The 20,640-nt window shown below is 71.2% G+C and carries 14 protein-coding genes; 12 read left to right on the top strand and 2 right to left on the bottom strand.

Annotated features, from left to right (window positions below):
- The first annotated feature begins 246 nt into the window (after positions 1 to 246).
- Genes CEK69_RS05805 through CEK69_RS05790 form a run of 4 tightly spaced genes read left to right on the top strand, consistent with a single transcriptional unit; the run spans position 247 to position 4,109 of the window.
- Entirely contained in the window at positions 247 to 744 is a 498-nt protein-coding gene (locus CEK69_RS05805) for a MarR family transcriptional regulator (protein WP_152244367.1), read from the top strand.
- Positions 741 to 2,912 (top strand): FUSC family protein, encoded by a 2,172-nt coding sequence (locus tag CEK69_RS05800; protein ID WP_152244365.1) that lies wholly within the window; start codon positions 741 to 743, stop codon positions 2,910 to 2,912. Before CEK69_RS05805 ends, CEK69_RS05800 begins: the two co-directional genes overlap by 4 nt.
- Positions 2,896 to 3,102 carry a DUF1656 domain-containing protein gene (locus CEK69_RS05795; protein ID WP_017916033.1) on the top strand — a complete coding sequence of 69 codons (207 nt, stop codon included), beginning with the start codon at positions 2,896 to 2,898 and terminating at the stop codon, positions 3,100 to 3,102. Before CEK69_RS05800 ends, CEK69_RS05795 begins: the two co-directional genes overlap by 17 nt.
- Positions 3,103 to 3,110: 8 nt before the next feature.
- A complete protein-coding gene (locus CEK69_RS05790) occupies positions 3,111 to 4,109 on the top strand; it encodes an HlyD family secretion protein (protein ID WP_150411076.1) in 999 nt (332 codons plus the stop codon).
- 302 nt (positions 4,110 to 4,411) lie between these two features.
- Here the strand turns inward: CEK69_RS05790 and CEK69_RS05785 are convergent, their stop codons facing one another.
- Both CEK69_RS05785 and CEK69_RS05780 read right to left on the bottom strand, forming a co-directional pair.
- Complete coding sequence (locus CEK69_RS05785) at positions 4,412 to 6,892, bottom strand: S8 family serine peptidase (protein WP_152244363.1); 2,481 nt, start codon at positions 6,890 to 6,892, stop codon at positions 4,412 to 4,414.
- Positions 6,893 to 7,523: 631 nt separating this feature from the next.
- Entirely contained in the window at positions 7,524 to 8,927 is a 1,404-nt protein-coding gene (locus CEK69_RS05780; protein WP_017912698.1) for a S8 family serine peptidase, read from the bottom strand.
- A 243-nt stretch (positions 8,928 to 9,170) separates the two neighbouring features.
- On the opposite strand from CEK69_RS05780, the gene CEK69_RS05775 reads away from it, so the two are divergent.
- From CEK69_RS05775 to dxs, 8 genes are all read left to right on the top strand, one after another.
- The gene (locus CEK69_RS05775; RefSeq protein ID WP_226975055.1) at positions 9,171 to 9,998 is read left to right on the top strand and encodes a DUF6689 family protein; all 828 of its coding nucleotides are present in this window, start codon (positions 9,171 to 9,173) and stop codon (positions 9,996 to 9,998) included.
- A gap of 46 nt (positions 9,999 to 10,044) precedes the next feature.
- Positions 10,045 to 10,896: an FHA domain-containing protein gene (locus CEK69_RS05770; protein WP_150411079.1), complete on the top strand. Its 852-nt coding sequence runs from the start codon at positions 10,045 to 10,047 to the stop codon at positions 10,894 to 10,896.
- Positions 10,893 to 14,129 carry a serine/threonine-protein kinase gene (locus CEK69_RS05765; RefSeq protein WP_152244359.1) on the top strand — a complete coding sequence of 1,079 codons (3,237 nt, stop codon included), beginning with the start codon at positions 10,893 to 10,895 and terminating at the stop codon, positions 14,127 to 14,129. Before CEK69_RS05770 ends, CEK69_RS05765 begins: the two co-directional genes overlap by 4 nt.
- Positions 14,126 to 14,845: a sensor histidine kinase gene (locus tag CEK69_RS05760; protein ID WP_017915806.1), complete on the top strand. Its 720-nt coding sequence runs from the start codon at positions 14,126 to 14,128 to the stop codon at positions 14,843 to 14,845. Before CEK69_RS05765 ends, CEK69_RS05760 begins: the two co-directional genes overlap by 4 nt.
- A gap of 88 nt (positions 14,846 to 14,933) precedes the next feature.
- A complete protein-coding gene (locus CEK69_RS05755) occupies positions 14,934 to 15,581 on the top strand; it encodes a response regulator transcription factor (protein WP_017911263.1) in 648 nt (215 codons plus the stop codon).
- 103 nt (positions 15,582 to 15,684) lie between these two features.
- Positions 15,685 to 17,469, top strand: coding sequence for an acyl-CoA dehydrogenase C-terminal domain-containing protein (locus CEK69_RS05750; RefSeq protein WP_152240184.1), 1,785 nt, complete (start codon positions 15,685 to 15,687; stop codon positions 17,467 to 17,469).
- A 112-nt stretch (positions 17,470 to 17,581) separates the two neighbouring features.
- On the top strand, positions 17,582 to 18,241 hold the full coding sequence (locus tag CEK69_RS05745) for an HNH endonuclease (RefSeq protein WP_026143548.1): 660 nt from the start codon (positions 17,582 to 17,584) through the stop codon (positions 18,239 to 18,241).
- Positions 18,242 to 18,391: 150 nt separating this feature from the next.
- A complete protein-coding gene (dxs, locus tag CEK69_RS05740; RefSeq protein ID WP_152244357.1) occupies positions 18,392 to 20,299 on the top strand; it encodes a 1-deoxy-D-xylulose-5-phosphate synthase in 1,908 nt (635 codons plus the stop codon).
- Positions 20,300 to 20,640: the final 341 nt, after the last annotated feature.

Below are 20,640 nucleotides of genomic sequence, written 5' to 3'. Positions count from 1 at the left end.
CCCTCCAACGCGACGTCCCGGCTTCCGGGGCGCGGAACGCGCCTGCGCGTCGACCCGCGCTTCACCGGACACAGGCGCTGCCTCGACCTGCCGCGCGGCACGCTAACGCACGGCGCCCTCGGCGCAGACCTGTCCGTGCGCTTTTCCTGAGGCACACCTCCTCCAGCGGGCCGCGTTCAGCCGGCGTTACCGCAAAATTAATACATAAATGTATTATTTACACATGTACAAATCATCGAGCCGCGCATGAGCCGCTTCGCCGCCACCGAGCAGCGCCTGGACGTGACCGCCCGCAAGCATCCGCACTTCCCGCGGCAAGCCGCGCTGGTCCTGCGGTTGATCAAGCTCCTGCACAAGCTCAGCCTCGACCAGAGCAACGAGGTGTTGCGGCCCTATGGCCTGAGCTACGCCGAATACAACGTGCTGATGATGATCGACGCCAGCCCCGACGGAACCTTGAACCCGTCCCAGCTGAGCGACGCGGCGGGGGAAAAGTCGGCCAACATCACCCGTCTGACCAGTCAGCTGGTCGACAAGGGCCTGATCCAGCGCATGCCCAGTGCCGAGGATCGGCGCATGCTGCTGCTTCGGCTGACCGAGGCCGGCGAGCGCCTGATCGAGGCGTTGATCCCCGACCTCTCCGCCCAGCTCAACACGTATGTGCAGCATCTGGATCCGGCGGCGCTGGCGCAGTTGCAGGCGCTGCTGAAGACCCTGCTGCGCGGGGTCGAGGACGCCGCATGAGCGCACAACACCCCAACGCCGCCGCCGCTGCCGAGGCAGCGCCAGGCCTGCGCACCCTGCTGGCCGACGCCCTGCGCGGTGAAGGCGAGGCCTGGCTGTTCGTGCTGCGCACGCTGCTGTCGATCTATCTGGCCGGCTGGATCGCCCTGCGTCTGGACCTGGCCTCGCCGATGACCGCGATGATCACCGTGGTGGTGGTGATGCACCGGCAGACCGGCATGGTCTTCGCCAAGGGCTTCTACCGGGTGCTGGGCACGCTGATCGGCAGCGTCGCGGCGCTGACGATGGTGGCGCTGTTCCCGCAGGAGCCGGTGCTGTTCGTGCTGGCACTGTCGCTGTGGATCGGCGCCTGCACCGGCGGCGCGCTGCTGTACCGCAACTTCAAGGCGTATGCCTTCGTGCTGTCCGGCTACACGGTGGCGCTGATCGCGCTGCCGGCGGTGAACCAGCCGCAGAACGTGTTCAACCTGGTGGTGGCGCGGGTGACCGAGGTGGTGCTGGGCCTGCTGGTGACCGGCATCGTCAGCGACGTGGTGTTTCCCAGCCGGCTGCGCCAGACCCTGCGCGATACCGTGCGCCGTGCGTCCGACGGCTTCCTGGACTTCGTCCGTGACGCCACCGGCGGGGAGCTGCCCCGCGAGGCGATGGAGCAGGCGCACCTGCGCTTCGTGCGCGACGCGGTTACCATCGAGGACCTGCGCAGTTCGGTGGTGTTCGAGGATCCGGAGGCACGGGTGCGCAGCGGCCGCCTGCGCCTGCTCAACCAGCGCTTCATGGCGGTGTCGACCAGCTTCCAGGCGCTGCACCACTACATCAACCGGCTGCTGCGCAGCGGCGATGCGGAGGTGGCCGAGGCGCTGATCGGCCTGTATCGGCCGCTGAAGGCCGCGCTCAGCGACCGCGGCGGACGCGAGGGCGCAGCCGCGACCGCGCGCAAGCTGGCGGCGTGCCGCGATGCGCTGGCGACGCGTGCGGCCGAAGCGCGTGCGATCCTGCCGGCGGCACGGCACGAGGGATTCGACACCGGCGTGTCGCTGCTGCGGCGGTTCTTCGCCGACCTGCACGACTACGTGGCCACCGAGGCGACCCTGGTCGCGCCGCAGCAGTGGCGCACGCCGCAGGACCGCGGCGACACCGCGGTGTTCGTGCGCGGCAACGACTACGCCGCGGCCGCACTGACCGCGCTGCGCAGCGCGTTGCTGGTGGCGACGATGTGCTGGCTGTGGATCCAGGCCGGCTGGATCAGCGGTGCCACCGCGGTGTTCCAGGCAGTGGCGCTGAGCGCGATCCTGTCGTCCAGCGCCAACGCGCCCGCTGCCGCGCGCTCGCTGTTCAAGGGGTTCGTGTTCGGCATCGTACTGGGCGTGATCTGCCAGTTGCTGGTGCTGCCGCAGATGGACGGCTATGTGCTGTTCGTCGCCGGCACCCTGCCGTTCCTGCTGGTGACCCTGTACCTGGCCTCGAAACCGGCGCTGTACGGCTTCGCCACCGGCGCCAACCTGGCCTTCGTTTCGATCCTGGCGGTCCAGCCGACGCCAAGCTTCAACGCCGCGGCCACCTTCAACAGCGTGGTGCCGCTGCTACTGGGGACGCTGGCGGTGAGCGCGACGTTCGTATTCGTGCCGCCGGTGATCGGCACCCGCTGGCAGCGCCGGCGCCTGCTGGAGCGGCTGCGGCGGCAGACCACGCTGGCCGCGCGTGCGCCGCTGCCGGGGCTGGCGCTGCAACTGGAGAGCGTCAACCGTGACCTGTTCCAGCAGATCGTCGCGCACACCCCGCCGGGCAGCGACGAACTGCGCGACCTGCTCGGCTGGGCGCTGTCGGTGCACGAAACCGGGCGCACCCTGGTCGAACTGCGCCGCGATGCGGCCGAAGGCACGCTGCCGCCGGCCCTGGCCACCGCGGTGGAGGCCGCCGTGCAGGCGCTGGCCGACCTGTATCTCGACCCCAGCCCGCAACGGCACCGACACGCCTTGCAGCGGGTGGAGGCAGCGCTGGCCGCCAGCCAGGTGGAAGGCGCGGTACCGCTGCGCTGGAAACCCACCCGCGAGCACTTGTTGTTGCTGCGCGGCGCGCTGCTCGACGCCGATTCCGTTCTCGCCGCGCTGGCCGATACGCCTGCGCCGACCACCGCCACCCCAGGAGCCGACGATGCTGCTGCCCGCTGAACTCTCGATCGCCGGGGTGTACGTGCCCGGCCTGCTGGTGTTGGGCCTGGCCCTGCTGCTGGTGGCCTGGGCGCTGGACGCGGTCGCCGGCCGCGCCGGCCTGTACCGCTACGCCTGGCATCCCTCCCTGTTCCGTCTGGCTATCTACGTCGGCGCCTTCGCCGCGCTCGGCCTGCTCCTTCTTCCGTGAGTCCCGCCATGAAGACCCCTGCCCTGATCCGTTTCGCCCTGACCGCCGTCGTGGTGCTGGTCGCCGCCCTGCTGGCGCATGCGCTGTGGCGCCATTACATGCTCTCGCCCTGGACCCGCGACGGCCGCGTGCGCGCGGAAGTCGTGCGGATCGCGCCGGACGTGTCCGGCCTGGTCGATGCGGTCGCCGTGCGCGACAACCAGCACGTCAAGCGCGGCGACCTGCTGTTCAGCGTGGACCGAAAGCGCTACGAGCTGGCCCTGGAAAAGGCCCGCGCCAACCTTGCGGTCGCGCAGGCGCAGGCGCGTGCGGCCGGCGCCAGCCTGTCCGCGGCGGCCGCCACCCAGGCGGCCAGCGAAGCGGAATTCCAGATGCGCCGCGCCCAGGCCGAACGGCGCGCGCGTGCCGCCGCGGTGATCTCCGCCGAAGCGCGCTCGGATGCAGAAGCCACCGCGCGTTCGGCGCAGGCCGACGTGCACCGCAGCGCGGCGCTGCGCGGCCAGGCCACCGCGGCACAGGCGCAGGCGGTGGCATCGGTGGAACAGGCGCAGGCCGCGCTCGACCTGGCCGAGCTGGATCTGCAGCGCACCCAGGTCCGCGCCACCGCCGACGGCTACATCACCAATCTGGAAGTGCGCGTCGGCGACTACGCCCAGGCCGGCAGTGCGCGCCTGGCGCTGGTCCGCGACGATGCGATGTGGGTCTACGGCTATTTCGAGGAAACCAAGCTGCCGCGGGTCCACGTCGGCGACCGCGCCGACATCCGCCTGATGAGCGGCGGGCTGATGCTGCACGGCCAGGTCGAGGGCATCGCCCGCGGCATTTCCGACAGCGACAATCCGACCGGCACCTCGCTGCTGGCCAACGTCAGCCCCACCTTCAACTGGATCCGCCTGGCGCAGCGCGTGCCGGTGCGCATCCGCATCGATCCGGCCAGCGTGCCGCAGGGCACCCTGCTCGCTGCGGGCATGACCGCCACGGTCAGCGTGCATCCGCGGGAAAACTGATGCCGCGCCTATGGGGCCTCCAGCGATCAGGCGGGCTCACGTGTAGGAGCGGTTTTCGGGGCAGCTCCAACAACGACGAAACGTCATTTGCAGGAGCGGCTTCAGCCGCGACGCGCATTCCTGCTACACCGCGTCGCGGCTGAAGCCGCGCCCACACGTTGCAAGGACAGATCCCGCCGAGCCGCGGCAACAACGGGTTGCCAGTGGCGCGCTCGCAGCGGCAGCAGACGCCTACCGCAGCAAACCAGCACGGCGCAGGCCTTGCGCCTGAGCGCATGCTGTCGCCGCGGTCACCGCAGTCCTCAGTCCTTGGCCTGCCGATTGACGCCGAGGAAGCGCCCGGCGATCACTGCATAGCCGCTGCGCGACACCGTGCTGCCCGGATCGAAGTAGGCATGCAGGGTCGGCTGCAGGTCCTGCGGCCCCTGGGTCACCGCGAAGCGCGCGTTGAGGATGCCGGCATCCAGCGCCAGCTGCACATAGCCGCGCAGGTTGCTCGGGATCGCCGCCACGTCCTCGATCGGCAGGCGCTGGTTGTTGTAACTCACCGACAGCGTGCCGTCGAAGGCCAGCGCCTGCGTCTGCAGGCCCAGCGCCTGCACCAGCGAATACGCCAACTGCAGTTTGCTGACGGCGTCGTTGGGACGGAAATCGCCGGCGACCAGCCCCAGCACCGCGGCCTGGTTCTGCTGCAGGTCGCGCAGCACCCCGCCCTTGCCCACCGCCGCCTCGGCGAACGGATAGGCCGGGTCGTTGCGGCCGAGCCCGCTGAAGCTGGGCGTGGCCGGCAGCGCCTGGCGCACGCCGGCGCCCATCACCAGATAGCGCGCCAACTCCGCGCGCTTGAGCGGATTCTGCGGACGGAACAGGCCGTCGGCGTAGCCGTCCATCAGGCGGTTGGCGACCGCGTACTCCACCGCGCCGCGATCGCGGTCGCCGCTGGCGACGTCGTTGAGGCCGGTGTAGCCGCCGCTGCGCAGGAAATCCAGGGTGCCGCGCACCATGCCCGGGGCCGCGATGCCGTTGCTGCCCTTGGGCGCCACCGGCACGCCACTGATCGAACCGATGCCGCGCACGCTGATGGTCCAGGTGCCCGGCTTGCCCGGCGCACCGACACTGACCGTGCTGCCCAGCAACGGCAACGCCACCGGCGAGCCGTGGCTGACGCCGTCCGGATCGGTCAGCACCAGCGCCTGGGTGTTGGCGTCGATGGTGGCCTTGGCGCTGACCCAGGCGACGTCCTTGCCGACGGTGAACGCCTGCGTTTGCGGCGTACCCACTGGCGAGAACGCCACCTCGAACGGCTGGCTGCCGCCGGGCAGCACCAGCGCATTGCTGTAGAACGGATGCAGGGAATTGACCGTCTTGCCGAAGCCGCTGCGCTGCTTGCTCGCTTCCAACAGCGCGGCATAGGCATTCACGTAGCCCGCGCCAGCCTCCCAGTACGTGCGCCCGGGGATGTTGGTGGCGGTGCGTTCGAGCAGGTCCTTGATCTGGTCCGGAGTCAGGTCCGGGTTGGCCTCCAGCAGCAGCGCGACGATGCCGGCCACGTGCGGGGTGGCCATCGAGGTACCGCTCATGGTGGTGTAGAACGGCAGTTGCGCCGGCGCGATCAGCTTGCTGTCCTTGTCCGCGGCCAGCGGCGGCAGCGCGCCGGTGGAATCGCGGGTGGAGACGATGTCCACGCCGGGCGCGGTGATCGTCGGCTCGTTGAGATAGGTCCAGGTCTTGCCGTCGGCCATGGTGAAGCTGCCGCTCTCGCCGCGCTTGCCGCGCGAGGAGAAGTCGGCCAGCGTGCCGTCCTTCTCGCCCGCGGCCACCGAGATCACCCACGGCGCCTGCGCGTACGGATTGTGGGTGTCCTCGTTGGGGCCGTCGTTGCCGGCGGCGAACACGCTGACGATGCCGCGCTTGTATAGCTCGTAGGTGGCGACGTTGACCGGATTCTGCGGATCGAACTTGCCGGAGGAGCCCCAGGAATTGCTGGTGACGCGGATCGGATCCTTGAAGCTGAACTGGTGCGTGGCCGCATAATCCAGGCCGCCGACCGCGTCCAGGATCAGCAGCACCGCACCGGATCCGTAGCCGACCAGACTGGCGCCGGTCGCCACGCCGCGATAGGCGCCATTGGACTGCGCGCCGGTGCCGCCGACCGTGCCGGCGCAGTGCGTGCCATGGCCGGAGCCGAGGTCGGTATTGGGCACGCCCTCCGCATAGGTGATCGGCAGCATCGCATCGACGTTGGCCAGGTTGGTGGTGCCCAGCACGTTCTGCACGACGCGGGTGCCGTAGGCGAGATCGCGATGGGTGGCATCGATGCCGGAATCGTTGATCATCACCCCGACGCCGCGGCCGCTGTAGGGCAGCGCGCGGCCGAAATCGCCGGGATTGCCCTGCGCGCGGTCCACGCCGGTCAGCTCGCGCGCTTCCTTGTTGAAATAGCGCAGCGGTGCGTTGTAGTAGATCGAGGCGACGTCGTCGCGCTGCGCCAGCGCGCGGATCTCGGCCGGCGTGGCCAGCGCGCCGGCGATCGGCAGCGTGCGCATGGTGATCCCGCGGGTGATGCCCAGCGCATGCAGCGCGGTGAGCTGCGAGGCCGAGACCGGCCCGGACTGATCGTAGGTGATCACGATCTGCAGTGCGTCGCCGGCCGGCGCAGCGGCGAGCTTGGCTTCCAGTACCTGGTCGAGATGGGCGGCGGCCAGGGCGTCGCCGCCGGCGAACACACCGCCGGCGAGGATGGCGCAGATACCGACGGCAAGAACGGGACGGCGAATGGACATTGCGGAATCTCCGGATCGTCGAAGCCCGTAGCGGGCGGTCACCGCAGCGTGCCGGGCGCGCCGATGCGCGGCCAATCCGGTATCGCACCCAGGCCGGCCAGGTGGAAACACCCAGCCGCGGCGCATGCAACTACCACGGGATCGGAGGGTGCGCTCCCCTGTCGCCGCTCGCGGCAGTCGGCACTGCACGGCGAGCCACACGCCAGGGCATGCCACCCGATCCAGCGAACACCGCGGCTGGAACGGCAACAGAGTGCATTGCAGGCAGAGGGCGCCGACATGCGGCAAAAACAGGGTGCGGGAGCGGCGTGCCCGATCCGGCGCATCGGCGCGCGGTGCGGCCGAAAGGAATGCGGGACGTGCGGGGCCCATTCCGATTCCCGGACGCCATTCCGGGGAGCGGTGGAACCCCGCACGTCCAGCACGGGGGATCGCGGTGGCTGCCGACCACGCCGCCGAACGGCGACAGCGTGATCGAAGGCAACCGCGAAAACGTCAACGACAGCAGTCGATCGGACGGCGCTTCATTTGGTCGAAGAACGGCGGCCTCCGGACTGCATCGCAAGCAACGACACGGCGATCGACTGCGCTTGCAGCGGATCGGGCGGACGCTGGCGTCCGCCCGATCCGGTCACTTCTTGCTGGCTTCGCGCAACGCCGAGTAAGCGTTGAGATAACCGGCGCCGACTTCCCAGGACGCGCGTCCCGCCATCGGTGTGGCGGTGCGCTCGATCAGGTCCTTGACCTGGTCCGGGGTCAGGTTCGGATTGGCCTCCAGCACCAGCGCCACCACACCCGCCACATGCGGCGTGGCCATCGAGGTGCCGCTCATGGTGGTGTAGAACGGCAGCTGCGCCGGCGCGATCAGCTTTTCGTCCTTCTGCGCGGCCAGCGGCGGCAGCAGGCCGGTGGAGGCGCGCGTGGAGATGATGTCCACGCCCGGCGCGGTGATGCTGGGCTGGTTGATGTGGGTCCAGCTCTTGCCGTCGGCGGTGGTGAAGGTATCGCGCTCGCCGGCCTTGCCGCGCGAGGAGAAGTCGGCCAGCGTGCCGTCGACGTTGCCGGCGGCGACCGAGATCACCCACGGCGCCTGCGCATACGGGTTGTGGGTGTCCTCCTTGGGACCGTCGTTGCCGGCGGCGAACACGCTGACGATGCCGCGCTTGTACAGCTCGTAGGTGGCGACGTTGACCGGGTCGGCCGGATCGAACTTGCCGGAGGTGCCCCAGGAGTTGCTGACGACGCGGATCGGATCCTTGAAGCTGTTCTGGTGCGAGGCCGCGTAGTCCAGGCCGCCCACCGCATCCAGCACCAGCAGCACACCGCTGGAACCATAGCCGACCAGGCTGGCGCCGGTCGCCACGCCGCGGTACTTGCCGCCGGACTGCGCGCCGCTGCCGCCGACCGTGCCGGCGCAGTGGGTGCCATGGCCGGAACCGGCGTCGGTGTTCGGCACGCCCTCCAGGTAGGTGACCGGCAGCATCGAGTTCAGATTGTGCAGGTTGGTGTTGGCCAGCACGTTCTGCACCACGCGGTCGCCATAAGCCAGATCGCGGTGGGTGGCATCGATGCCCGAGTCGTTGATCAGCACGCCGACGCCGCGGCCGGTGTACGGCACGGTGCGGCCGAAGTCGCCCGGATTGCTCTGCGCGCGGTCGACCCCGGTGGCCTGGCGCGCGTCCTGGTTGAAGTAGCGCAGCGGGGCGTTGTAGTAGATCGAAGCGACGTCGTCGCGCTCGGCCAGCGCCAGAATCTCCTCCGGCGTGGCCAGCGCACCGGCGATCGGCAGGGTCTGCATGCTGACACCGCGGGTGATGCCCAAGTCGTGCAACACGGTCAGCTGCGCCGCCGAGACCGGCTTGGACTGCTTGTAGGTGATGACGATCTGCAGCTCGTCGGTCAGCGGCGTGCTGGCCAGCTTGGACTCCAGCAGGCTGTCCAGATGCGCGGCAGCTTCGGCCTTGCCGCCAGCGAAGACGCCGCTGGCGAGCACGGCGCAAATGCCGATGGCGAGTGCGGGACGACGGATGGGCATCTGGAATCTCCGGTTGGTGGGCCCGGGACGGGCGGGTGACTGCAGCCTGACGCGGCCGCGCGGTGGCGCCTATCCGGGATCGCCCCTACCCCGCATGGGTGGAAACACCCAGGGCCGCGTGCATCGCCCGTACGGATCGGTATGATCGGGACGAAGGCCGCTGCCGCGCGCCGCGGTGCCGGGCGGAACGCAGGCGCGGTGCGCAGTGCCGGCACATGCAACAGGGGGTTTCAGATGCACACGATGTTCGCAAGGGTTTGCCTGCTGTTCTGCGCCGTCGCGGCGTCCGGCGGGCTCGCCGCGCAACCGCTGCCGGTGCAGGTGGACGTGAGCGGCAATGTGGCGACGGCGGCCATCGGCGCCGGCCCGCACCCGCTCGCGGAACTGACGCTGGAGTTCGACAACGCCAGCGGTCTCAGCCCGGCCAACCTCGGTCTGAGCGCAGAACTGCTGACGCCGGCCCAGGTCACGGCCTTGCTGCCGCGGCTGCCCAGCACGCAAACCGGCCAGGTGCCGTCGCAGTTGCCGCTACTGATCACGGTGACACCGCCACCGAGCGGCGGCCTGACGTTCCGGCGCGTCGTGCATGTGGAGCTGCACACCCATGCGCTGGCCTATACCGCCGACAGCACCCTGCGCCTGTTCAAGGCCCCGGAGGGCGGCGATTTCCGCGACATCACCGATGAGATCGCTCCGGGCAGCGTCCGCGCCCGCGGCACCACCGGCGGCTTCTCGCAGTTCATCGTGCTCCACGACCTGCGTCCGACCGCCAACGTGGTGGCCGCCAAGCTGAGCCGGCTGCAGGCGCTGGTGGCGCAGTTGCCCGCCAACGAGGCGGCGCCGCTGGCCGCCATGCTGAACAGCGTACAGAGCGCCCTGGCCAATGCCGACTACACCGCCGCCACGGTCGCGCTGGACGGGTTCCGCGAGCAGGTGTCGTCGCGCGCCGGCCATGGCATCGCGCAAACCTGGAACGCCGGCATGAGCGCAGGCAACCCCGCCGGCGAACTGCTGGCCGGCGCCGCGACGCTGCGCTTCTCCATCGACTACCAACGTCTCTACGCGCCTTGAGCGCTGCGGGACCGGTCGCACCCACCGCGACGGAGGACACGCCGCGATGCCCGCGCGCCTGACTGCCTACCTGCCCGACGCGCCGGCACCGACGCTGCTGCTCGCCGCCGGGCAGACCCTGGCGATCGGCCGCGCGGCCGACAACGCGCTGGCACTGGAACACCCTTCGGTGTCGCGCTGGCACGCGCAACTGCAGCCGCAGGCCGACGGCCACTGGCAGTTGCACGACCTGGGCAGCAAGAACGGCAGCTTCCGCGATGGCGTGCGGGTGGCCGCGCCGATCGCGCTGGAGACCGCGACCTGGCTGCGCTTCGGCGACATCTACGCCGAGTTCGCCCCGCTCAGCCCGGCCGATGCGGAACTGGCCGAACGCCGCCAGCGCGCCCGCTGCGATCGCGCCACCGCCCTCACCCAAGGGCTCGCCCAGATCGGCGGACTCGACGATCTGCTCGGCGCCAGCCTGGACGCGGTGGTCGAACTGGCCCAGGCCGAACGCGGCCTGCTGGTTCTGGCCGAGGCGCACGGCCAGCGCGTCGCGGCCAGCCACGGGATCGGGCCGCTGCCGCTGCAGCACAGCCTCCCCGGCAGCGAGGGCGCCCTGCACCGCGCCCTGCGCGACGGCCAGGCCACCGTGGCCCACGACGTCGGCGGCGTGCCGTGGCTGGCCGAGCGCGCCTCGGTCTGCGCCGCCGGCCTGCGCACCCTGCTATGCCTGCCGCTGCGCGACGGCACCCGCGTGCTCGGCGCGATCTACGCCGACAGCCGCCGCGCCGGCAGCGCCATCGGTGCGCTGGACATGCAATTGCTCGAAGCCTTCTGCGAGCGCGCCGCGCTGTGGATCGCCGCCCGCCAGGCGCTGCGCGACACCGGCGCGGAACAGGGGCCTGGGCCGGCATGAGCGATGCGGCCACCGCCACCGGCCTGTACGCGCAGGAGAGCCTGACCCCGGGCGACGTGCTGGCCGGCCGCTTCCGCATCGAGCGTTTGCTCGGCATCGGCGGCATGGGCCTGGTGTACCTGGCCCACGACCAGGCGCTGGGCATCGACGTCGCGGTCAAACTGCTGCGCCCGGAACTGGCGCAACGGCCGCACGCCTTCGCCCGCTTCCGCCAGGAACTGCTGCTGGCGCGGCAGGTGTCCAGCCCGCACGTGGTGCGCATCCACGACCTGGCCGAACACGCCGGGCGCTGGCTGATCAGCATGGACTACGTGGACGGCGAGTCGCTGGAGGCGCGGCTGCAGCGCGAGGAACGGCTGGACGTCGACACCGCCCTGCGCATCGCCGGCGACATCGCCCGCGGCCTGCAGGCGGCACATGCACGCGGCGTCGTGCACCGCGACCTCAAGCCGGCCAACATCCTGCTGCAGCGTGGCGGCGATGCGCTGATCAGCGACTTCGGCGTGGCCTGCTCGATGGCCAGCAGCGGTCTCGGCGCGACCCTGGGCAACGTCATCGGCACGCCCGCCTACCTGTCGCCGGAACAGGCGCGCGGCGACGCGCTCGACCCGCGCAGCGACCTCTACGCGCTGGGCCTGATCCTCTACGAAATGCTCGCCGGGCAGGTGCCGTTCGCCGGCGGCACCCTGTCCGAGACCCTGGCCCAGCGCATGCTGCGCGAGCCGCCGCCGGTGGACCGGCTGCGCGCGGACGTGCCGGGCTGGCTGGTGCGGTTGCTGCAGCGGCTGCTGCGCCCGCAGCCGCGCGACCGCTTGCAGCACGCCGGCGAGGTCATCGTGGCGATCGAGCGCCGGCAATTGCCGCGCGATCGTCGGCGCTGGCGCCGGGCCGGCCTGGGCCTGGCCGCGACGCTCGCCGGTGCTGCCCTGCTTGGCGTCGGTGCCTGGCAGTGGCAAGCGCAACGCGCCAGCGCCCCGCCGCCGGTGGTCGCCGCGCAACCGCTGCCGCGCCTGCTGGTCCTGCCGCTGGCCGGCGACCCGGGCAGCGCCGAGCAACGCCTGGCGCTCGGCAGCTGGCTGCGCGGCAGCCTCGGCGAAACGCTGACCGTGGTCGATGACGCGCGCACCCGGCAGGCGTTGCGCCAGTACGACCCCACCGGCCAGGCGCCGCTGGACGTGGCGGCGCTGCGCCGGCTCGCTTCGGCGCAGCGCGTGCTGCAGCCGAGCCTGCAACACCAAGGCGCCGGCTGGCGCCTGCAGGCGCTGCTGCACCCGGCCAGCGGCGCGCCGCAACACATCGACGGACCGACCGCCGCCGATCCCGCCGCGGCCTACGCCGCCTGGTTGCCGATCGCGTCCAGGGCGCTGCTCGGCGAAGGCGCCACCCTGCCCGACGACCTGCCCGCGCCCGCCGCCCTGCAGGCGTATGCGCGCGGCCTGGCAGCGCAGCAGCGCGACGACAGCGCACAGGCACTGCAGCAGTTCGCCGAGGCCAGCGCGCAGGCGCCGCAGTCCGCGCCGTTGCGCCTGGCCGAGGTGGTCGCGGCGCAAGCCATCGGCGAAGAACAGAAGGCGCGCGAGGCGCTGGATGCGCGCGCGCCTGCGGCGCCGGCGCGGCCGCGCACCCTGGCCCTGCTGGCGGCGCTGCGCCTGGAAGCCGAAGACGATCTCGCCGCTGCCGACAGCGCCTGGCAGGCGTTGGCCACGGCCCGGCCCGACGACAGCGAGGTGCAGTTGCAGGTCGCGCGCATCCAGGCACAGGCCGGCCACCTGGACGCGGCACGCGATCGCCTGCGTGCGCTGGCGCAGCGCGACCCCGACGACCCGCGGCTGTGGTTGGCGCTGGGCAAGCTGGCGATCCTCAGCGGCAACGCCGCCACCGCGGTGGACGACGACCTGCTGCGCGCGCAACTGCTGTTCCGCCGCGGCCGCGACCTGTATGGCGAAGCGGAGACGGTGAACGCGTTGGGCGTGGGCTACGGCCGGCTCGGCCTGGCGCAGCAGGCACAGGCGCAGTACCTGCGCGCGGTGGAGCTGCGCCGGCAGGTCGGCAATCGCCGTGGCGTCGCCACCAGCCTGCGCAACCTGGCGGGCACGCTGAGCATCGGCGGCGCCTTCGCCGAGGCCGAACAAAAGCTGCAGCAGGCGCAGGCGCTGTACGTCGAACTCGGCGACCGCGACGGCCAGGCCGCCGCCGCCAACGAACTCGGCCTGCTGGCCGAGGAGCGCGGCGACTATCCGCAGGCGCTGCAGGCGTTCCGCAGCGCGCTGACCGCCTGGCGCGCGATCGGCGATGCGCACGGCGTCGCCGAGACGCTCAACAACATCGGCTTCGCGCATTTCCAGTTGGGCGATCTGGACAGCGCGCAGGCGTTCTGGGAACAGGCCGCACGCGCCTATGCCGACCTCAACGACGCCACCGGCCGCGTGCGCACCGCGCAGAATCTCGGCCTGCTGGCCACCGCACGCGGCCACTGGACCCAGGCGCAGACCCTGCTGAGCCAAGCGCTGCGCGAGGCCGAGCGCCACCAGATGCTCGAGGAAGTGGCGGTGAGCCGGCGCAACCTGGCCGAACTGGCGTTCTGGCAAGGCCAGCGCGCGGTGGCGCTGACCGAACTGGACCAGGCGCAGCGGCTGTTCCAGCAGAGCCGCGACCAGCGCGGGCAGACCGACATCGCCCTGCTGCGCGCGCAGGTGTGGCTGGCGCTGGACGACCCGGCGCAGGCGCGGCTGGCGCTGCAGCAGGTGCAGCGGCAAGCGCCCGCCTCGGTGTCCAGCGAACAGCGCGCGAGTGCGGCGCTGCTGCAGGCGCAACTGGCCGAACGCGACGGCGATGACGCCGCGGCCGCCGCCGCGCTGCGCCAGGCCGAGGCGCTGGCACGCGCCAGCGGCACACGCCTGCTGCAACTGCAGGTCCAGGTACACGCGGCGCACGACGAACCCGCGCTCGCCGCGCTGGAGGGCGACGTCGCCCGCCTGGGCAATGCCGGGCTGCGCCTGCGCTATCTGCAGCAGGCGCTGCGCTACGGCGCGGCCGACCAGGTCGCGGCGCGCTATGCGCAGGCGCAGGCCCTGCTGCTGCGCGGCAGCCCGCTGTTCGCCGCCGCCCTGCACACGCAGGCCGCGCAGCGCCTGGACGCGCTCGGCGACCACGCCGCCGCGCAACGCGCCCGCCGCGCCGCGGCGCAGGCCACCGAGGGTTCCGCTGTCGCGCGCGCACAGACCACGCCATGAACGACGCCGCCACGACCGCCGCCGAACGCTACCGCCTGCTGCTGCAGCGGCTGGAAGCCAACGAACGCGAATTCCGCCGCCTCGGCCGCGCCGTGGTCAAGGTGCAGGAGGACGAACGCCGGCGCCTGGCGCGCGAGCTGCACGACGGCGTCGGCCAAAACCTCACCGTGCTCAAGCACCGGCTGGCGCAACTGGGCGCGGCGCTCGGCGCGGCCGACGCCGCGTTGCGCGCGCCGCTCGAGGACGCCATCCAGCTGTGTACGCAGGCACTGGAAGACACCCGGCAGATGTCGCGCTTGCTGCGCCCGCCGATCCTCGACGACCTGGGACTGGAAGCCGCGCTGGGCTGGCTCGGCCGCAGCCAGTCCGCCGCCGGCGCCACCCCGGTCAGCGTCGAGATCGGCCCGCTGCCGACGCTGGACGAAGCGCTGCAGACCCTGCTGTTCCGCAGCGCGCAGGAAGCGCTGACCAATGCGCTGAAGCACTCGGCTGCGCAGTCGGTGCTGTTGCGGCTGGTGGCTCGCGACGGCTGGGCGCATCTGCAGGTGCTCGACGACGGCCGCGGCTGCGACCCGCAGCAGGCGCTGGTGGCCGGCGGCAGCGGCCTGAGCGGCCTGCGCGAACGCCTGCGCCTGAGCGGCGGCAGCCTGCGCCTGCAATCGTCCCCTGGCGAGGGCTGCTGCGTGCAGATCCGGGTCCCGCTGGAGGCCGATTGAACGTGATCGCCCTGCCCCGCCCCGACACCCGCGCGACGCTGCACACGCCGCGACATCCCGCCTGTCGGCGCGCTTGGAGCGCACCGGCATGAGCGCGCCGATCCGGGTCCTCATCGCCGACGACCACACCCTGGTGCGCGAAAGCCTGGTCGCCGTGCTCGACGCGATCGACGGCATCCAGGTGGTGGCGCAGGCCGCCGACGGCATCGAGGCGCTGGCCAAGGCCGAGGCGACCAGCCCGGATGTGGCGATCGTGGACATCTCGATGCCGCGGCTCAACGGCATCGACGTGGTCCGGCGGCTGTGCGAGACCGTGCCGCTGGCGCGGATCCTGGTGCTGACCATGCACGAGGAACACGAATACGTGCTGCACGCGGTGCGCGCCGGCGCCTCCGGCTATCTGCTCAAGGACAGCGCCAGCGCCGACCTGATCGCCGCGGTGCGCAACCTGCACGCCGGCCGCGGCCACTTCTCGCCGCAGGCCGCGCAGGCACTGGTGGCGCAGATGCAGCAGCCGCAGGCGCTGCCGCCCGATCCCTACCGCAGCCTGACCGCGCGCGAACGCGAGGTGTTCCACCTGATCGTGGAGGGCCGCACCACCAAGGAGATCGCGCGGGTGCTGCAGATCAGCGTCAAGACCGCCGAGAACCACCGCTTCCGCGTGCTCAACAAGCTGGGCATGCGCAATACCGCCGAACTGGTGCGCTACGCGGTCCGCCACGGCCTGCTCGACTGAACGGCGCCGCGCACCGGCCGGTTCGGCGCGGCTGCGCATACTCCATACGCCATAGTATCCTGGGCGCCTCGGCCGCGCCGCGGCCCTCGTCACGAGCGATCGCATGAGCACCTATCAAGCCCCGTTGACCGATCTCCGCTTCGCGCTGCACGACGTGCTGCAGGTGGAGGCCTTGTTCGCCCGCCTCGGCCACGCCGACGCCAATGCCGAACTGATCGACGCGGTGCTGGAAGAAGCGGCGCGCTTCACCGGTACCGTGCTGGCGCCGCTGAACCGGGTCGGCGACGAGCACGGCTGCACCCTCGACAAGGCCACCGGCGCGGTGACCACCGCGCCTGGCTTCCGCGAGGCCTACCGGCAGTTCGCCGAGGGCGGCTGGACCGGGCTGACCGCCGCCGCCGAGTTCGGCGGCCAGGGCCTGCCGCACACCCTCGGCGTGCCGCTCAACGAAATGGTCAACGCCGCCAACCTGGCCTGGGGCAACTTCCCGCTGCTGTCGCACGGCGCGGTCGAAGCACTCAAGCAACACGGCGAGGCCTGGCAGCAGGAGGTGTTCCTGAAGCCGCTGGTGGATGGCCGCTGGACCGGCACCATGTGCCTGACCGAACCGCACTGCGGCACCGACCTGGGCCTGCTCAAGACCCGCGCCGAGCCCAACGCCGACGGCAGCTGGTCGGTCAGCGGCACCAAGATCTTCATCACCGCCGGCGAGCACGACTTCACCGACAACATCGTGCACCTGGTGCTGGCGCGGCTGCCGGACGCGCCGGCCGGCGCCAAGGGCATCTCGCTGCTGGTGGTGCCGAAATTCAAGGTCGCCCGCGACGGCAGCGTCGGCGAGCGCAACGCGCTGCGCTGCGGCTCGCTGGAGCACAAGATGGGCATCCACGGCTCGGCCACCTGCGTGATGAACTTCGATGGCGCCGAGGGCTACCTGGTCGGGCAGCCGCACAAGGGCCTGCAGGCCATGTTCACCATGATGAACACCGCGCGCCTCGGCGTCGGCCTGCAGGGCATCGGCCTGTCCGAGCGCGCCTACCAGAACGCGCTGCACTACGCCCGCGAGCGCCTGCAGTCGCGTTCGCTGAGCGGCGCCAAGCTGCCGGAGAAGCCGGCCGACCCGATCCTGGTGCACCCGGACGTGCGCCGCATGCTGCTGACGGTGAAGGCGCTGACCGAAGGCAGCCGCCTGCTGGCGCTGCATGCCGCCACCCTGATCGACATCGCGCACAGCGCCCAGGACCCGGCCGAGCGCGAGCAGGCCGACGTGCTGGTCAGCTTCCTCACCCCGATCTCCAAGGCCTGCCAGACCGAGTGGGCGGTGGAGAACACCTACCACGCGCTGCAGTGCTTCGGCGGCCACGGCTACATCCACGAACACGGCATGGAGCAATTGGCGCGCGACGCGCGCATCACCACCCTGTACGAAGGCACCACCGGCATCCAGGCGCTGGACCTGATCGGGCGCAAGACCGCGTCCAGCCAGGGCGCGGGGCTGAAGCTGTTCCTGGCGCAGATCGAGGCCTTCCTGACCGAGCACGCCGACAACCCGGCGGTGGCCGAATTCGTCGCGCCGCTGCGCGAGAAGGCCGCCGAGTGGGCGGCGCTGACCAAGCGCATCCTGCAGCGCGCCGCCGGCAATCCCGAGGAACTGGGCGCGGCCAGCTACGACTACGTGTTCTATTCCGGCTACGTGGTGCTGGCCTACTGGTGGGCGCGCAGCGTCGCCGCGGCCGAGGCCTCGGCGCATGGCGAGGCGTTCAAGCAGTCCAAGCGCGAGACCGCGCGCTTCTACTACGCCCGCCTGCTGCCGCGCACACTGACCCACGCCGCGGCCATCGACAGCGGCGCCGCGCCGCTGATGACGCTGGCCGACGCGCAGTTCTGAGTCGCGCATCCAGGCCCGAACGCAACCCCGGCATGCACGCCGTGCCGGGGCCGCACGGCCCGCCGCGACCGATACACAAACCGTCACCAATCGGGTATAAGCTGTCTTCCCGATGGAGACAGACACAACAACGCTTGGTCTGATCGATACCGGGGCCTGCGGCGCCTCGGCCGCGGTCCCGTCGCCTGCGGCGTCCCCTTCCCACCTGCCTTCGGTCCGGCTGCTGTCGCTGGACGCGCATGGCCGCGTGCTGGACTGGATCAACTGGCAGGACGCCGCCTGCCTGTACGCACGCGGCGCAGTGGCCTGGACTCTCGGCGAGCCGTGCCTGCATATTCACGGTGGCATCTGTCGCGCCAGCGGCGAGCGCAGCGTGCTGGAGCTGCACCCGATCATCGCCGCGCGCGGCCACGCGCATGCGCGTGCGCTCGACCCCACCCCGACCCTGACCAATACCGCGCTGTTCGCCCGCGACGCGCAACTGTGCCTGTACTGCGGCCAGCAGTTCAGCCGCCCGCAGCTGACCCGCGATCATGTGCTGCCGGTGTCCAAGGGCGGCCGCGACATCTGGGAGAACGTGGTCACCGCGTGCTTCCACTGCAATTCGCGCAAGGGCAACCGCACCCCGCAGCAGGCATCGATGCCGCTGCTGGCGGTGCCGTACCGGCCGAGCTGGATCGAGCACCTGATCCTGTCCAACCGCAACATCCTGGCCGACCAGATGTCGTTCCTGAAGGCGCAGTTGCCGAAGCGCTCGAAGCTCTCGTTGTAGCCGCGCGACCTCACGCCGCCGTCACGCCCGCTGCGACGGATTGCCGCACCCCGGCCGAAACCGGCCATCCACGCGCCCTCGGATGAACGGGTTGATTGCGCGTGCCCGGAATGGAGAGGAAAATGACAGGTCCGCTGAACCTCCATTCCGATGATCGACCCCACCCGCTATCCGCGCCTCTCGCGCATCCAGGTCCCCGCCGAACTGCGTCGCTTCGATGAATCGGAGCTGCCGGCCATCGCCGAGGAACTGCGCGCCTTTCTGATCGAGTGCGTCGGCAAGAGCGGCGGCCATTTCGGCGCCGGGCTGGGCGTGATCGAACTCACCGTCGCCCTGCACTACCTCTACGACACGCCGGTCGACCAACTGGTGTGGGACGTGGGCCACCAGACCTATCCGCACAAGATCCTCACCGGGCGCCGCGACCGCATCCACACGGTCAAGCAGGCCGATGGCGTGGCGCCGTTCCCCAAGCGCGAGGAAAGCGAGTACGACACCTTCGGCGTCGGCCATTCCTCCACCTCGATCTCGGCCGCGCTGGGCATGGCGGTGGCGCTGCAGCGCATGGGCGACGAGCGCAAGGTGGTGGCGGTGATCGGCGACGGCGCGATGACCGCGGGCATGGCCTACGAGGCGCTGAACCACGCCGGCGGCATGGACCCGGAACCGAACCTGCTGGTGATCCTCAACGACAACCGCATGTCGATCTCCGAGGCGGTCGGCGGGGTCACCAAGATGCTGGGGCGGATGAGCGGCAGCAAGACCCTCAACGCCATCCGCGAGGGCGGCAAGAAGATCCTCGGCGACAAGAAGAGCAACCCCACCGCGCGCTTCGTGCGGCGCTGGGAGGAGCACTGGAAGGGCATGTTCGTGCCCTCCACGCTGTTCGAGGAAATGGGCTTCCACTACACCGGCCCGATCGACGGCCACGACCTGCCGGCGCTGCTCGGCGCGCTGAAGACGCTCAAGACCCTCAAGGGTCCGCAGCTGCTGCACGTCATCACCACCAAGGGCAAGGGCTACGAACTGGCCGAGGGCGACCAGATCGGCTACCACGCCGTAGGCCCGTTCGATCCGAGCAAGGGCCTGGTGGCCAAGCCGGGCGCCAAGGCGCCGACCTACACCGACGTGTTCGGCGACTGGATCTGCGACATGGCCGCGGCCGAGCCGGCGCTGCTGGCGATCACCCCGGCGATGCGCGAAGGCTCGGGCCTGGTGCGCTTCAGCAAGGAATACCCGCAGCGCTACTTCGACGTGGCCATCGCCGAGCAGCATGCGGTGACCCTGGCCGCGGGCATGGCCGTGCACGGCGCCAAGCCCGTGGTGGCGATCTATTCCACCTTCCTGCAGCGCGGCTACGACCAGCTGGTGCACGACGTGGCGGTGCAGCAGCTCGACGTGCTGTTCGCGATCGACCGCGGCGGCGTGGTCGGCCCGGATGGCGCCACCCATGCCGGCAACCTGGACCTGAGTTTCCTGCGCTGCGTGCCGCACCTGGTGGTGATGGCGCCGGCCGACGAAGCCGAGTGCCGGCAACTGCTCAGCACCGGCCTGCGCCATGCCGGTCCGGCCGCGGTGCGCTACCCGCGCGGGACCGGCCCCGGGGTCGCCCCCGGGACCACGCTGGAACCCCTGCCGATCGGCAAGGCGCAAGTGCGCGCGCAGGGCCACTCGGTGGCGCTGCTGGCGTTCGGCGCGACCCTGGCGGCGGCCGAACAGGTCGGCCGCGAGCTCGGCCTGAGCGTGGTCAACATGCGCTTCGTCAAGCCGCTGGACCGCGCCCTGCTGCTGGAGCTGGCGCAGAGCCACGAAGGCTTCGTGACCATCGAGGACAACGTGGTGGCCGGCGGTGCCGGTTCCGGCGTGGCCGAGCTGCTCAACGCCGAAGGCGTGCTGCGCCCGGTGCTGCACCTGGGCCTGCCCGACGCGTTCCAGCACCACGCCAGCCGCGAGCAACTGCTGGCCGAAGCCGGCATCGACGCCGCCGGCATCCGCGCCGCGGTGCTGAAGCGCTGGCCGCAGCTGGGCGCCAGCGCACCGCGTACCGCGGCGGGCTGACCCGTCGCGATTGCGAGCAGAGCAACGGCACGGCGGTTGGCGCATGCCGTGCCTGCTTGCGGCATTGCGCACGGTTCTCGATGTGCCGCATGCCGCTTTCGATTGCGCCGGCGTCTCCAGCGCGTGACCTAGGGCATGTCATCAATCCCCGAGCATGCCGCGCCGCGATTGCGCGCGCCTGTGGCAAGGAAGAGCGAGGAAGTGGACGTCCGTCCACGCCCGAGCGATGACGCGGCCATGGGCGCGCGCAATCACGGCCCTCCGGGTTGGGCCTGGCGGGCGCGCGGCCGGCGCCGCGCGGCTTGACCTGACGGCCAGTCAGGCGCTGCGCCACGCAACGC

Origin of the sequence: Xanthomonas sp. LMG 12462, assembly GCF_009192885.1 — a bacterium.
GTDB lineage: Bacteria > Pseudomonadota > Gammaproteobacteria > Xanthomonadales > Xanthomonadaceae > Xanthomonas_A > Xanthomonas_A sontii.
Note: the sequence above shows the minus strand (reverse complement) of the source record. Positions and strands in the feature narration are given on the sequence as shown.